The organism is Kytococcus sp. Marseille-QA3725, assembly GCF_054950055.1.
Map to the genome: position 1 here is coordinate 1441539 of NZ_JBUCLA010000001.1, position 14097 is coordinate 1455635.

Here is a 14097-nt window from a genome sequence, read left to right on the forward strand (position 1 = left end):
CTAGGGGAGCTCGGGCAGGCCCTCCTCCGCGATGCGGGCGAGCTCGGTGACCAGCATCTCCCGCTCGGTTTGCTTGATGCGCTCGTGCAGCGTCGCCTCGTCGTCGCCGCGCAGCACCTCGACAGCCCGCTGCGCCACGATCGGCCCGGTGTCCACGCCGCCGTCGACGACGTGCAGGGTGCAGCCGGTCACCCGCACCCCGTGCGCGAGGGCGTCCCTCACCCCGTGTGCCCCGGGGAAGGACGGCAGCAGCGCCGGGTGGGCGTTGAGCGTGCGGCCGCCCCAGGCGGAGAGGAAGGCCGCACCGAGGATGCGCATGAAGCCCGCCGAGAGCACCACGTCGGGCCGGAGCTCCCCCACCGCGGCGGCCAGCGCCGCGTCCCAGGCCGCCCGGTCCGCGTGGTCGCGCGGGGCGACGATCCGGGTGGGCAGCCCGTGCTCCTCGGCCCGCCGGAGCCCGTCGGCGGGCCGGTCGGCCAGCACGCCGACCACCTCGAAGGCGGCGCCGTCGGCCGCGGCGTCGAACACGGCCTGGGCGGTGGATCCTGCTCCCGAGAGCAGCACGACCACACGGAGGCGGTGAGGGGCAGGGCGGCGGGTGGTCTCGGTCACGGGCGACAGGGTAGCCAGCGGCCTGTGGACGACCCAGTCGGAGGACGGCACCGGATGGCTAGCGTGCGCCCCATGACCACCACGGCCGCCGTCCTCGCCTGCGTGTGCGGCGTCCTGGCCCTGCTGGTCGGCGAGCGCATCCGTTCCCGCCTGGCCGCCGGGGTGCACCGTCGCGACACGGACGAGCCCGACCCGGTCCCCCGCTTCCCGTGGCTCCCCTGGGCCTGCGCGCTGGGAGCGGCCGTCCCCGCCGCCGTCGGCACCCCGGTGGTGCAGGTGGCAGCCGCGGGGTCACGCGACGGGCTGCCGGTGGTGCTCTCCGGCCTACTCGGTGGCACCGTGGTGCTCGTGGGCGCGGCGGCCTCGGCCATCGACGTGGACGTCCACCGCCTGCCCAACCGGCTCACCCTGCCGACAGCGGCGGTGGTGCTCACCGTCCTGGCCCTGGTCGCACTGGTCACCGGGGACTGGTCGTCGTTCACCCGGGCCGTGCTCGCGGCCGCGTCCCTCTGGGCGGCCTTCTGGGTGCTGGCCTTCCTGACCGCCGGCGGCATCGGCCTGGGAGACGCCAAACTCGCCCTGTCCACCGGGCTGCTCACCGGCTGGCTGGGCTGGGGGCCGTTCCTGCTGGCCGCGTGGGGTGCGTTCGCCGTCGGCGCCGTCGCGGCCCTGGTGCTGATGTTCCTCGGCCGGGCCACCCGGACCACGCACGTCCCCTTCGGCCCGTCGATGGTGCTCGCGACTTGGGCCTGCTGGGTGCTGACCCTGGCCCGTTGAGCGGCCGCGCTCCCCTGTCCGCACGCCCGCACACGCCGGGAGCCCCCGTCACCCGGTGGGGGACGGGGGCTCCCGGCGGGGCCCCGGGGTGGCGGTCAGCGACCGTCACCCACGAGGTGCATCAGATGCGGCCGTCGCGGTCGACGTCCACGTCGTCACCCTCGACCTCGACGCGCTCCTTGCGCACGGAGTCGGACACCTGGACGTTCTCGGTGTGACGCTCGGTCTCGATGCCGACCTCCTCGACGGCCACGGTCTCCTTGGAGACGACCGGGCGCTCGTTCTTGAGGTCCACCGACACCTCCTCCTCACGGAAGGCGTCACGGCCGTCGGTCGCGCGACCGTCCACCGGGCGGCTCACGACCTTGGCGGTCTCGGTCTCGACCGGCACGGAGACGGTCTGCTCCTCGGTGTCCACGTACTTGCGCAGACGGAGGTTGCCGCCCTCCTCACGCTGGGTGCCGACCTTCAGGCGCTCCTCGTGGCGCACCATCGAGTCGTCGTCCACGTCCACGCGGTCACGGTCGCGGTCCATGTCGCGGTCGTCCACGCGGTCACGGTCGCGGTCCATGTCGCGGTCGCGGTCAGCGGCCACACCGGCGGTGCCAGCGGCGCCGGCGGTGCCCACCGCGGCGTCACGGTCACGATCGCGGTCGCGGTCCATGTCGCGGTCGTCGGCGCCCATGTCGTAGTAGCGGTAGAGCTCACGCTCCTGCTCGGCGTCCAGGTGCTGACCACCCTCGACGCGCGGGGCGTCCTTCACCTGCTCCTTGGTGTACTTGACGGTCAGGCCGTCGTCGGAGGTCGAGGCGCCGGCCAGCGGCACGAACGACTGCGAGGTGCCGAACAGGCCCGTGTTCACGGTGGCCCACTCGGGCTCGTTGGTGCGGTCGTCCAGGTAGATCTCCTCCACCTTGCCGATCTTCTCGCCGTCGGCGCCGTACATCGTGCCGTTGCGCAGGGCGCGGAGCTGGTCCTTGCTGAACATTCCGTCCTCCTAATCCGGCCTCGACGACCGGACGGTCGGTTCCCCGTGAGGGGCTTCTCTTCCAACCTAACCACCGCAGACGGGCTCGCAACCCGAGAGCGGGAGAACCTTGCGTGGGACATGTCACGGCCTGAGAGCGGGGAAATCCACCGCATACACTCGGCCGCGCCCGCGGTGGAACCGCCGCCCCCGACCCAGCAGGAGACCCGTGTCCCAGCCCGCCCGTCCCCCTCAGGGACGCCTCCCGGATGCCCCGTCGCCCGAGATGCTGCGGGACTCTCGCCGCGCCGCCCTGCTGCTGATCACCGGCGTGCTGCTCGGCATGCTGCCGATGCCGTGGAGCCTCGTCGCGGCCGTGGCCCTGCTGCCCAGCCTGTACTTCTTCGTCCGCACCCTGCGGGCCCAGATCGGCACGTCCCCGGCGCCCGCGGTGCTGTGGACGGCCCTGGGGTTCGTGTTCGCGTCCATGTCCCTGGCCGGCACGCTGCTGCCCTACCTGTTCTTCAACCACTCCATGGCGCTGCAGGAGTGTGTGACGGCCGCCAACACGCTGCAGGCCGAGTCCGAGTGCACGCAGGACTGGACCAGCACGTTCAACCAGTTCACCGGCGGCTGAGCAGCTGCTCGACCCCCATCCGCAGGGCGGCGCCCAACAGCAACTCGCCCCCCAGCGCCAGTCCCCACCACGCGGGCGGTCCCATGCCATCCAGCGGGCCCGGCGCGACCCCGGCGGCGACCAGCGGGCCGACGGCGGTGAGGAAGACGGCGACCAGCAGGCAGGCCACGGCGCTGCGCACGGCGACGCCCACCCAGCCGGACCCCTCCACGAACTGCTCGGCCTGCGCCCGGGCCCGTGGCGGCACCAGCGTGCCGAGGGCGACGGGCACCAGCAGCACCGCCCACCACGCCGGGCTGAAGGTGCCCGCGTCGGGCAGGGCGGCCAGCAGCGGCACGGCCGGCAGCGCCCCGTCCGGGGAGCCCCCGGGGGTCAGGGCGCCCTCCCCCAGGTGCACTCCCGCCCCGGAGAGCCAGGCCCCGGCCCATGCCAGGGCGCTGGGGAACCACCCGAGTTGGACGAGCACCAGCAGCACCGAGGCGGCGCCCGTGGCACCGAGCTGCCCCTGCACGGCGGAGACCTGCGACCAGTGGGCGAGCACGGTCACCAGCGCGACGGCCAGGGATGCGGCAGCCAGCTCCAGCAGCGTGCGCGTGGCCGGCGCCAACGCGTCCTGAACGGCCTCCCCCGCGTCCCGCGGCCAGTCGGAGAACCAGACGTCCCGCCGCTCGGCGGTGCACGCCGACAGCAGCCCGCAGAGCGCGGCGAGCCCCGCGACCAGCAGGAGCCCCAGCGTCCAGGTCATCGGTGCGGCGAGGCCACCCCCACCGGCCACAAGCACGGGCAGCACGTGCCCCAGGACGTATCCCCCGGCGACGGCCCCGGCGGACGCGAGCACCACGTCGTCCCCCGCCTGGCCTTCACCCGCGGACTCCACGCGGGTCACCAGCGTGCGCACGGCCCGCCAGACGCCCCACGCCCCCAGCACCGCCAACAGGGTGGGGCCGCCGTGGAGCGTGAGCTGCTGGCCGTCGGCCGTCGCAGCGCTCTGACCGACCGTGGTGGCGGCACCATGCGCCAGGGCGTTGGCGCGGAGCCCCACCCCCACGGAATCAGCGGCCTCCCACTGCCCGGAGGGAGACGCAACCCACACCACCAAGGTGACCAGGACGGAGAGCAGGTGCACCACCAGCGCGGCCACCAGGCCCCAACCACCACCTGCGACCAGCGCGGGCCCGAGGGGTGACCGGTCGAGCCCCCTGCGCCGGACGGGGCGGCGAGTGGTGGCGGAGCGCGGGTCGGGGCGGGGGGTCGGCATCGCCGCACATCATGCCTCGCAGGGGCCGGAGCGCTTGTGGAGTGCCACGCGGGGACTTGCCCTCACCGCTCAATGAAACCCAAATGCCCTGCAGGGCTGTGCGATACAAGCCCCCCGGTTCACGGGTCAGCGGGCCGACGACGCACCGAGCATGCACCACCGGTGAGTGAACCGAGGGGATGACCACGGGGTACACGGCACCACGTCGAACGACCACCCGGCACGGAGGCGCGCGTCGTGCGCTCCTGCTGACCGCAACCCTGGCCCCGGGTGGCCTCACCGCCTGCGGGAACTCCTCGGACAGCACACCTGCGACCACGCCACCCACGGTCGAGTCCCCGGAACCGGCGGAGTCGACGACCAGCGCCCAGGCGCCCCAGCCACAGGACCCCCCGAAGGACGGCGTGCGCACAGCGGCACGAGACGCCCGGACGCGCCTCCGGGTGGAGCCGTCATCGCGCTCCGGGCTGGTGAACCAGCCGATTCTCGACGGCTACACGGCCGAGCTGGCCACGCGCGGGGCGACGCACGCGGCGCCGTGACGCGCTGCCCCGACGCACACGAGTCGCATCTCGTGACCACCAGCCTGCGACGTGGCACAGATCTCTCACCTGGCACGGAGAGCCCCCACTGCCCCCTAACGAGTTTCCGTTCTCCCCAGGAACGGGTACTGTCCCTTCTGCAACTGCTGCAGCGATGCAACAGTCCACTCAGACCACACTTTTCCTTTCTCAAAGAGTCATCATGACCACCAACACCAACCTGACCTCGCGTCGCCAGGTCGCCAAGGGCATGGCCTGGACCGTGCCGGCCGTCGCCGTCACCGCCGCCGCCCCGGCCGTCGCGGCGTCCGCGGTGGAGTACGAGTTCCTGGGTGGCGTTGCCGCCGGCCAGTCTCTGGATCTCGTCAGCTGCGCAGGCGGCGACGGCCTCCTTACGGGCCTGAAGATCGACAACATGGACCCCTTCTACGGCGGCAATCCGGCCGGCGTGGCCGTCGGTGAGGTGAACGGCGCCCCGACGACCACGGCGACGTTCGAGGCACCGCTCCAGTACGTGGTGGCCTTCCCCGCCGACATGATGAACCAGGACGTTCTGCGGTTCGACCCCGACGGCCTGTTCCAGCAGACCGCCGGTACCAACTGGAGCGCCCCCGAGGTTTCCGTCGTCGAGATGACGAACCCGGACGGTGTCACCCAGGACTACGCCCAGTTTGTCTTCACCTACGAGCCAGCCCCCACCGGCGAGACTGTGGATGAGGGTTACATCAACGGCTGGGCAGGCACCGAACTGGCTGGCAACTTCCGATTCAACTCCCAGTACTGCGGCTCCCGGGGCGAGCCCGTTGCCACGAGCTACTTCGCTGGCGGCTTCAACGGCGAGTGGAGCGATGAAGCCACCGGTACCTTCACGACGACGGAGGGTTACGTCGGCAACCTCGGCCTCATCCAGGGTGCCGGCGGTCCGGGCTGGGTCCGCCTGACCGACTCGCGCGACACGCTCTGAGTTCCACCCTCCACGCGTAGTCGCGGAGGACCGCTAAGCCGAGGGGCCTGTGAGGGAGTTTTCTCTCATCACAGGCCCCTCGGCTTTCCTTGATCCCCACGAAACATCCAGTGAGTCGTGACCATTCGGGCGCTCCAGCCGACCCGAGCGGGTCAAGCAACGGTGGCTTGGCAGCCCGATCCCGCCAACTAGGCCACCAACCCCGCGGACACCCCAAACCGAACCCCTCCCGGGCCCGGGCCACCGGGCACGCCGCACCGAGCCTTGAATCCACACCCTCGCACCCGCGAGGCCTCGCGCCGCAGGGCCCATGACATACCTTGGACCACAGACCCGCCGCCACGACGTCAAGCAACCAGCCTGCCCGCAGGCCCGACTGAGCAACAGCGCAAACTACGCTTTCACGCTGCGCGGTCACCACTCCCCCGACCCTCCTCCCCCAGCATCTGGCCGTCACACGCGGTGGGGCAGAACATGCACCCGCGGGGGGACCGACGAATACAGCGAGGCTCTGGACCACTGACACACCAGTGGCGCGCCTCACATAGAAGCAAGAAGTGCCCTCGTTACCTTCTTGGTGCTCCCACTCCGTGGGGGCTGGTCGCTAGGCCGGGTATGACTGATTTCCCCTGTCGTGGTCATGATCCGGGGGGGGTGTTGTCGCCCGGTCCGGTGGCCCGGTGATGACTGCTAATAGGGACCCGGCCCCGACCTGAACTTCGGAGGTCTCAACGCAGACGTGGATGCCAGCACACCGCGGCCTGACCCCTGGGGCGACCATGGTTCTGAGCACCTCACAGGAGGACCGCCAGTGATCACCACCGACCAGATCGCCGTGTACATCGGGCTGGACGTCGGCAAGCAGGAACACCACGCCTGCGCTCTGGACCCCGGCGGAAACAGGCTGCACGACAGACCCCTGCCGCAGGACGAAACCCGCTTACGGGAACTCTTCCCCCAGCTGGCCGACCACGGGACCGTGCTGGTCGCGGTGGACCAACCCGCCTCGATCGGCGCCCTGCCCATCGCCGTGGCCCGCGAGGTCGGCGCCCACGTGGCCTACCTGCCCGGGCTGGCGATACGCCGGATCGCTGACCTGCACCCCGGCAACGCCAAGACCGACGCCCGCGACGCGTACGTGACCGCCGAAGCCGCCCGCACCACGCCCCACGCCCTACGTGCCGTGGACACCGGCGAGGAAGCCCTGGCCGATCTGCAGGTCATCATCGGGTTCGACGACGACCTCGCCGGCGAAGTCACCCGCGTGACCAACCGGATCCGGGGCCTGCTCACCCAGATCCACCCCGCCCTGGAACGCGCCATCGGGGCCCCGCGCCACCCACGACGCCCTCATGGAGGCATGGGCCAACAGACCGTGACCGTCCCCGGCACCACCGCCGCAGAAGTCGTCCTGCCCCAACTCGCCGGACAGCTCACCCACTTGCTGGAACAGCGCAAGGCCGTCGCGGCCCAGGTCGAGGAGATGCTCGATGCGCACCCTCTTTCCCCGGTCCTGACGTCCATGCCCGGCATCGGCGTCAGGACCGCAGCACGCATCCTGCTGGAAGTCGGCGACGGCAGCTCGTTCCCGACCGCAGGCCACCTGGCCGCCTACGCCGGCCCAGCCCCTGCCACCCGCCGATCCGGTACGTCCATCCGCGGCGAGCACCCCAGCAGGGCAGGCAACAAACAATTTCTTCCTCGCAGCCTTCGCCGCCCTGTCAGACCCCACCAGCCGCGCCTACTACGACCGCAAACGAGCTCAAGGCAAGAAGCACAACGCTGCCCCGATCTGCCTGGCCCGACGCCGCTGCGACGCCCAGTCCGACCCGACCAACGTGACCCTGAACGGTCCGCTCGAGCTCGTCGTCGCCTACCCCCCAGGGCATGGTGGACACCAGCGCGGCCAACAACGGCTTCACCGCCACCACCGGCGGCTCCAACTGGTCCGGCCCGGCATGCAGCACTGCAGAGATGACCGACCCGAACGGAACCACGATCACCTACGACGTGTTCACCTTCACCTGGAACGGCGGCCTGACCCACCCCGCCACGGTCGAGCCCGAGACCTGGGACAACACGCTGCTGGAGGGCTCCTTCACGGTCAACACCGGCGGGTACTGCGTGGTGGAGCAGAACAGGCAGTACTACTTCGCCAACTACTACGCCGGTGGCGACGGCTCGCTGCAGGACACCGGCGGCTTCACCACCGACAACGGCTTCACCGGCCAGCTCGGCAACATCGGCTGGGTCGAGTACCGCCCCATGCAGTGATCCCCATCCCGACCCCATGCTGAGAGGCCCCGCACCCAACCGGGTGCGGGGCCTCTCAGCATGCACGCGGGGCCATTCGGCCCCGACGCCCTGCGTACGTCGCGCGTCAGGCCACGGCGTAGCCGATGGGCGAGAAGTGGAGCTGCTGGTAGTTCGGGTGCCCCGTGACAGCGCCCGGGACGGTGACCGCGAGGGCGTCCTGGTACACGCTGGTGCCGGTGGCGCCCTGGTGCAGGGACAGCCAGCTGCCAGTCTGCCCACCGGGGGTGAACACGTCCAGCGTCGCCGGGCCGTTGGCCAGCGCGCCGGAGGGGTCGTTCTCGTAGGCCTACCGGATGTAGGTGTTGCCGACCAGCTTGGTGGACACCTGCGAGCCGTCGGACATCGTGGTGGAGCCGGTACCGGTGCTAGTGAGCACGGGATTGGCGTTGAATCCGCTCATGACGGTGGGCTGGCAGGCAGTGGAGGCCGCAAGAGCCGGCGCAGCAGCGATGGTGGCGATGGCGGGTGCACTCCAGGCGGCACCCTTCACCACGTGGCGGCGGGAGATCGACATGATCAGGACGCCTCTCTCTGTGCGTGGGACGTGGGATTGACTTCTGACGAATAATTCTCAGAAGACCTCCTGCCCCAATCCTCAGCGATTGATGAATTTATTCGGCCGCAGTCGACCTCACCTTCTCCACATGTGCCGTGCATCACGTGTTGAACGATCCACTGGATCAACAGACCATGAATCACCCGCTGGAGGGAATTGCCATCGAGAGGCGACTCCGGCCGTGATGCGAATCATTCCCACGTTACGTCACCTGATTCCGCGAAAGCGGAGAGCACGATTCTGGAACGCTCTTTCTCTCACTCTTGACACAACAGACGACGCGCCGCCTCTCACTGCCCTCCCCTCCCCAGGGAGTAACCCGGGCTCCGGAGTTAGGGGAGACACGAAGGGGCCCCCGCGCCCTCGGCGGGTTCTAGTGGTCCTCGCAACACCCTGTTCTTCAGGGAGTTGCGAGGACCATGTGGTTGTCTGAGGTCAAGAGCGCGTTCTGGGCGGCGTTGGATGCTCATCAGGGGAATGTGCGGGCTGCTGCGCGTGCGGTCGGGGCGAACGAGAACACCGCTGCTGGGTGGGTGCGCAAGGCGGGGTTGTCTGGTCGGGGTCGGCCGGGGACAGGGCCTCATCCGCGGCGGGGTGAGTACGACCGGTTACGTGCTGCTGGAGTCACCCGTCGGGATGCCGCCGAACGGGTCGGGGTGCACGTGCGTACGGCCGAGGACTGGGACCGGGGAGTGCGCAGGACCAACGGGGCCAGGATCTATCCCGATGGGCGACGGGTGGACTACACCACGGGTATGACGGCTCTTCACGAATGAGGGTGTAGCGCGGGTCTGAACCCTCCGGCTTCGAGCAGCGACCGAGCGATGTAGTGGGTGAGGTTGCGGAAGCCGAGGGCGGAGCCGCGGAGGTGTTCGAGTCGCCCGTTGATGGCCTCGGTCGGGCCGTTGCTGGTGCCGGGGCGGTCGAAAAACGCGAGGATGTCGCCCGCCCGCTGCTTCATGGTCCGGCCGAGCTTGCGGACCTCGACGAGCGCCGCGGGAACGCCGCTGCTGATCGCAGCGATCACCTCCTGCATCATCGCCTTCGCTTTCTTCTTGTCGGGCTCCCGGTAGGCCGCGACGATGCGCTGGTAGATGCCCCAGGTCGCCTCGACCTCGACGTGCTCCTCGCTCGCGAACACTGCGTCCAGGCGTGCCCGCTGCCGGTCGGTGAGCAGGCTCGCCCCGGTGTGCAGGGTGCGGCGGGCTGTGTAGAGCGGGTCGCCCTTGAGCCCGCGGTGACCGGTGGTGTCTTGCTGGACCCGACGCCGGCAGACATCCAGCGCGTCGCCGGCGAGGCGGACCACGTGGAACGGGTCCATGACGGGGACGGCGTCGGGGAGTTCCTCGGCGGCAGCGGTCTTGAACCCGGCGAAGCCGTCCATCGCGACCACCTCGATCCGCTTCGCCCAGTCCGCAGGGCGGGCGGCGAGCCACTGCTTGAACACCGCCTTGGAGCGGCCCTCGACCATGTCCAGCAGCCTCGCCGGCCCGGTCTTGTTCCTCGCGGGCGTGAGGTCGATGATCACGGTGACGTACTTGTCGCCCAGCCTCGTGTGTCGCCAGACGTGCTCGTCGACACCGATCGTGGTGACCCCGTCGAACCGGGCGGGGTCGTCGATCAGGCGCCGCTTGCCTTCCGCGAGGACGGCGGCGTTCGCGGCACTCCAGGACACCCCGAGACCTGCGGCGACGCGGGTGACGGTGAGGTGGTCGATGACGATGCCCCGCAGCGCCCACTCCAGGCCGCCGCGGGAGATCTTCGCACGCGGCGCCGCTGCCCGCGTCATGTCCTGCCGCCACGTGCGCCGGCAGTGTCCGCACCGGTACCGGCGCACCCGCACCAGCAGGGTCGTCGGCCGGTGCCCGAACGGCTCGTGCGCCAGTCGACGCGTGACCGTGTCCCGCGGCACGCCCTCGACGCCGCACGTCCGACACCACGGGTCGTCCTCGACGACGCGGCACTCGATCGTGGCCCGATCCGGCTCGATCAGCTGGCCGACGGCGACGAGGCCGAGCTCGTCGAGGCGGCAGAACGTGGTCAGGTCAGGGGTCGCGAAAGTAGGGTGGAGCACGTCGAGGTCTTTCGGGATGGCGAGCGTGAAGAACTTCCATCATCCGGGAGACCTCGACCCCTACCCGGCCACCGACGCGCTCAACCGACTACACCGTCAACTGCGAAGAGCCGGTATGACCAGGATCGTGTCGGTAGAGCCCTCCCTGTCGGTGGTGGAGAAACGCCTGCACCCCAGGTATCTGACCGTGACGGACCGGGAGACCATCGCTGACCTGCACCGGCAGGGCATGTCGTTGCGAGGGATCGCCCGGGTGCTGGGCCGGTCGGCGTCCACGGTCAAGCGGGAACTGGACACGTACAGCACTGGCGGGGTGTACCTGCCCCACCGGGCCCAGCGGGCCTGGGCCCGGTCGCGGGCCAGGCCGAAGGAGTCGAAGCTGGCTCGACCGGGAGCGCTTCGGGACTACGTCAGCGAGAAACTCGCCCTGCGGTGGTCCCCGGAACAGATCAGCCGTTCCCTGCCAGGGGCGTTCCCGCAGGACGACACTGTGCGGGTGAGTCACGAGACGATCTACCAGGCGTTGTACTTCCAGGCCCGCGGCGGATTGCGCCGCGAGGTGGCCACCGCGTTGCGGACCGGGCGGGCCCGCCGGGTGCCCCGCACCAGGCCCGATCAGCGGCAGAAGAGGTTCACCGACCCGATGGTCATGATCAGTGATCGTCCCGCGCAGGTGGAAGACCGGGCCGTGCCGGGCCACTGGGAGGGTGATCTGATCCTGGGCGCTGGTGGACGCAGCGCGATCCTGACCTTGGTGGAACGCTCCACCCGGTACGTGATGCTCGGGCACCTGCCCGGTGGGCACACCGCTGAGGAGGTCCGGGACGTCCTGGTCGACCTGATCGGGACCCTGCCAGAGCACCTGCGTGGGTCGCTGACCTGGGACCAGGGGTGCGAGATGGCCGCTCACCGGCAGTTCACGATCGCCACCGGTGTACCGGTGTACTTCTGCGACCCACACTCACCCTGGCAGCGCGGGTCGAACGAGAACACCAACGGACTGCTGCGGCAGTACTTCCCCAAGGGCACCGACCTGTCGGTCCACGGCCCGGCCGAACTCGAATACGTCGCCCAGGAACTCAACGGCCGCCCACGCAAAACGCTCGGCTGGGCAAACCCAGCCGAGCGCCTGCGTGATCTACTGACAACCAACTAGGCCATCAGGTGTTGCGAGGACCCCTTGAAACCGCCCTCTCGGGTGCGGGGGCCCCTTCGCAGGTGGCCTCAGGGCCTGGTCAGCCCTGGATGCCCTTCATGATCTCGCGCATCAGGTCAGCGGTCTGGGACGGCGTCTTGCCGACCTTCACGCCCACGGCCTCGAGGGCCTCCTTCTTGGCCTCGGCCGTACCGGAGGAGCCGGAGACGATGGCGCCGGCGTGGCCCATGGTCTTGCCCTCCGGGGCGGTGAAGCCCGCGACGTAGCCGACGACCGGCTTGGAGACGTTGTCCTTGATGTACTCGGCGGCGCGCTCCTCGGCGTCACCACCGATCTCACCGATCATCACGATGGCGTCGGTCTCGTCGTCCGCCTCGAACGCCTCGAGGGCGTCGATGTGGGTGGTGCCGACGATCGGGTCACCACCGATGCCGATGGCGGTCGAGAAGCCGAACTCACGCAGCTCGTACATCATCTGGTAGGTCAGTGTGCCCGACTTGGACACCAGGCCGATGCGGCCGGCGCCGGCGATGTCGGACGGGATGATGCCGGCGTTCGACTTGCCGGGGCTGATGATGCCCGGGCAGTTCGGGCCGATGATGCGGGTCTTGCCGTTCTTGCGGGCCTCGGCCCAGAACTCGGCGGTGTCCTGCACCGGGATGCCCTCGGTGATGACCACGGCCAGGCCGATCTCGGCCTCGATGGCCTCCATGACGGCGCCCTGGGAGAACTTCGGCGGCACGAAGAGCACCGACACGTTCGCGCCGGTGGCCTCCATGGCCTCCTTCACGGAACCGAAGACCGGGACGCTCTTGCCGCCCTCGAACTCGACCTCGGTACCGGCCTTCTTCGGGTTCACGCCACCGACGACGTTGGTGCCCGAGGTCAGCATGCGCTGGGTGTGCTTCATGCCCTCGGAGCCGGTCATGCCCTGGACGATGACCTTGGAGTCGTTGTTCAGGAAGATCGCCATGCTCAGTTCTCCTTCGCGGCCAGCTCGGCAGCCTTCTCGGCGCCGCCGTCCATCGTGTCGGCAATGCTCACCAGCGGGTGGTTGGCCTCCGCCAGGATGCGGCGGCCCTCCTCCACGTTGTTGCCGTCCAGGCGGACGACCAGCGGCTTCGTGGCGTCGTCACCCAGCATCTCCAGGGCCTTGACGATGCCGTTGGCAACGGCGTCGCAGGCGGTGATGCCGCCGAAGACGTTGACGAACACGCTCTTGACCTGCTCGTCGCCCAGGATGACGTCCAGACCGTCGGCCATCACCTCGGCCGAGGCGCCACCACCGATGTCGAGGAAGTTGGCCGGCTTGGCCTTGCCACCGGTCTTGTCCTCGCCGGCGTAGGCGACGACGTCCAGGGTGGACATCACGAGGCCGGCGCCGTTGCCGATGATGCCGACGTTGCCGTCGAGCTTCACGTAGTTGAGGTCCTTGGCCTTGGCCTTGGCCTCCAACGGGTCGGCGGCGTCCTTGTCCTCCAGCTCGGCGTGGTGCGGCTGACGGAAGTCGGAGTTGCCGTCCAGCGTGACCTTGCCGTCCAGGGCGATGATCTCGCCGTCCTCGGTCTTGACCAGCGGGTTCACCTCGACCAGCGAGGCGTCCTCCTCGGTGTAGACCGTGTACAGCTTCTGCAGGACGTCGGCGATCTTGTCCTGGGAGTCGGTGAAGCCGGCGGCCTCCACGATCTCCTTCGCCTTGGCGTCGTCCAGGCCGACCGACGGGTCGATCTCGATGCGCGCCAGGGCCTCCGGGCGCTCGACGGCGAGCTGCTCGATCTCGACGCCGCCCTCCTTGGAGCACATGGCCAAGTAGGAGCGGTTGGTGCGGTCCAGCAGGATGGAGAAGTAGTACTCCTCGGCGATCTTGGCACCCTGGGCGATCATCACCTTGTGCACGGTGTGACCCTTGATGTCCATGCCGAGGATCTGACGGGCGGCCTCCTCGGCCTCCTCCGCCGACTTGGCGAGCTTCACACCGCCGGCCTTGCCACGACCACCGGTCTTGACCTGGGCCTTGACGACCACGACACCACCGGACTTCTGCCCGATTCGCTCCGCGGCAGTCCGAGCGTCCTCCGGGGTGGTGGCGACCTCACCGGCCAGCACCGGCACCCCGTGCTTCTCGAACATGTCACGGGCCTGGTACTCGAAGAGATCCACGAGTTGACACCGTCCTCACGATTTCGACTGTTTGTGACGACCCGCGTGCACGGGTCTGCCTCCAGCGACTCTAGTCGG

General features: G+C 69.8%; 13 protein-coding genes and 2 pseudogenes. 7 read left to right on the forward strand and 8 right to left on the reverse strand.

The features are described 5' to 3' along the window. Positions 1-612 (reverse strand): phosphoribosylglycinamide formyltransferase, encoded by a 612-nt coding sequence (gene purN, locus ACY8FT_RS06605; protein ID WP_462418106.1) that lies wholly within the window; start codon positions 610-612, stop codon positions 1-3. Between the two features lie 72 nt (positions 613-684). On the opposite strand from purN, the gene ACY8FT_RS06610 reads away from it, so the two are divergent. After that, positions 685-1389 carry a prepilin peptidase gene (locus ACY8FT_RS06610; RefSeq protein WP_462418107.1) on the forward strand — a complete coding sequence of 235 codons (705 nt, stop codon included), beginning with the start codon at positions 685-687 and terminating at the stop codon, positions 1387-1389. 121 nt (positions 1390-1510) lie between these two features. Here the strand turns inward: ACY8FT_RS06610 and ACY8FT_RS06615 are convergent, their stop codons facing one another. After that, positions 1511-2377 carry a DUF2382 domain-containing protein gene (locus ACY8FT_RS06615; protein WP_462418108.1) on the reverse strand — a complete coding sequence of 289 codons (867 nt, stop codon included), beginning with the start codon at positions 2375-2377 and terminating at the stop codon, positions 1511-1513. Between the two features lie 208 nt (positions 2378-2585). On the opposite strand from ACY8FT_RS06615, the gene ACY8FT_RS06620 reads away from it, so the two are divergent. Continuing rightward, positions 2586-2993 (forward strand): hypothetical protein, encoded by a 408-nt coding sequence (locus tag ACY8FT_RS06620; RefSeq protein ID WP_462418109.1) that lies wholly within the window; start codon positions 2586-2588, stop codon positions 2991-2993. Here the strand turns inward: ACY8FT_RS06620 and ACY8FT_RS06625 are convergent. After that, entirely contained in the window at positions 2980-4251 is a 1272-nt protein-coding gene (locus tag ACY8FT_RS06625; RefSeq protein WP_462418110.1) for a cell division protein PerM, read from the reverse strand. The genes ACY8FT_RS06620 and ACY8FT_RS06625 overlap by 14 nt on opposite strands. Positions 4252-4655: 404 nt before the next feature. Here ACY8FT_RS06625 and ACY8FT_RS06630 point away from each other — a divergent pair, with 404 nt between their 5' ends. The 4 genes and pseudogenes from ACY8FT_RS06630 to ACY8FT_RS06645 all read left to right on the forward strand — a co-directional run bounded on the left by ACY8FT_RS06630 (position 4656) and on the right by ACY8FT_RS06645 (position 8031). Continuing rightward, a complete protein-coding gene (locus ACY8FT_RS06630; protein WP_462418111.1) occupies positions 4656-4793 on the forward strand; it encodes a hypothetical protein in 138 nt (45 codons plus the stop codon). A gap of 202 nt (positions 4794-4995) precedes the next feature. Beyond that, the gene (locus ACY8FT_RS06635; protein ID WP_462418112.1) at positions 4996-5757 is read left to right on the forward strand and encodes a hypothetical protein; all 762 of its coding nucleotides are present in this window, start codon (positions 4996-4998) and stop codon (positions 5755-5757) included. Positions 5758-6568: 811 nt separating this feature from the next. Continuing rightward, positions 6569-7574, forward strand: a pseudogene (locus ACY8FT_RS06640) (IS110 family RNA-guided transposase); the annotation flags it as partial. Between the two features lie 157 nt (positions 7575-7731). Then, a complete protein-coding gene (locus ACY8FT_RS06645; RefSeq protein WP_462418417.1) occupies positions 7732-8031 on the forward strand; it encodes a hypothetical protein in 300 nt (99 codons plus the stop codon). Positions 8032-8137: 106 nt separating this feature from the next. Here ACY8FT_RS06645 and ACY8FT_RS06650 read toward each other — a convergent pair whose 3' ends face one another. From ACY8FT_RS06650 to ACY8FT_RS06660, 3 genes are all read right to left on the reverse strand, one after another. Then, positions 8138-8305 carry a hypothetical protein gene (locus ACY8FT_RS06650; RefSeq protein ID WP_462418113.1) on the reverse strand — a complete coding sequence of 56 codons (168 nt, stop codon included), beginning with the start codon at positions 8303-8305 and terminating at the stop codon, positions 8138-8140. Positions 8306-8359: 54 nt separating this feature from the next. Then, entirely contained in the window at positions 8360-8587 is a 228-nt protein-coding gene (locus ACY8FT_RS06655) for a hypothetical protein (RefSeq protein WP_462418114.1), read from the reverse strand. 808 nt (positions 8588-9395) lie between these two features. After that, complete coding sequence (locus tag ACY8FT_RS06660) at positions 9396-10703, reverse strand: ISL3 family transposase (RefSeq protein WP_462417288.1); 1308 nt, start codon at positions 10701-10703, stop codon at positions 9396-9398. 85 nt (positions 10704-10788) lie between these two features. On the opposite strand from ACY8FT_RS06660, the pseudogene ACY8FT_RS06665 reads away from it, so the two are divergent. Beyond that, a pseudogene (locus ACY8FT_RS06665) lies at positions 10789-11859 on the forward strand (IS30 family transposase); the annotation flags it as partial. A gap of 79 nt (positions 11860-11938) precedes the next feature. On the opposite strand, the gene sucD reads toward ACY8FT_RS06665, so the two are convergent. Together sucD and sucC are read right to left on the reverse strand one after the other, a co-directional pair. Next, complete coding sequence (gene sucD / locus ACY8FT_RS06670; RefSeq protein ID WP_462418115.1) at positions 11939-12832, reverse strand: succinate--CoA ligase subunit alpha; 894 nt, start codon at positions 12830-12832, stop codon at positions 11939-11941. Between the two features lie 2 nt (positions 12833-12834). Then, positions 12835-14019, reverse strand: coding sequence for an ADP-forming succinate--CoA ligase subunit beta (sucC, locus tag ACY8FT_RS06675; protein ID WP_462418116.1), 1185 nt, complete (start codon positions 14017-14019; stop codon positions 12835-12837). Positions 14020-14097: the final 78 nt, after the last annotated feature.

Bases quoted from the DNA above. Each gene is read 5' to 3' on its own strand.
- ACY8FT_RS06610 (WP_462418107.1), top strand. From the start codon at position 685: ATGACCACCACGGCCGCCGTCCTCGCCTGCGTGTGCGGCGTCCTGGCC.
- ACY8FT_RS06615 (WP_462418108.1), bottom strand. From the start codon at position 2,377: ATGTTCAGCAAGGACCAGCTCCGCGCCCTGCGCAACGGCACGATGTAC.
- ACY8FT_RS06625 (WP_462418110.1), bottom strand. From the start codon at position 4,251: ATGCCGACCCCCCGCCCCGACCCGCGCTCCGCCACCACTCGCCGCCCC.
- ACY8FT_RS06635 (WP_462418112.1), top strand. From the start codon at position 4,996: ATGACCACCAACACCAACCTGACCTCGCGTCGCCAGGTCGCCAAGGGC.
- ACY8FT_RS06645 (WP_462418417.1), top strand. From the start codon at position 7,732: ATGACCGACCCGAACGGAACCACGATCACCTACGACGTGTTCACCTTC.
- ACY8FT_RS06655 (WP_462418114.1), bottom strand. From the start codon at position 8,587: ATGTCGATCTCCCGCCGCCACGTGGTGAAGGGTGCCGCCTGGAGTGCA.
- sucD (WP_462418115.1), bottom strand. From the start codon at position 12,832: ATGGCGATCTTCCTGAACAACGACTCCAAGGTCATCGTCCAGGGCATG.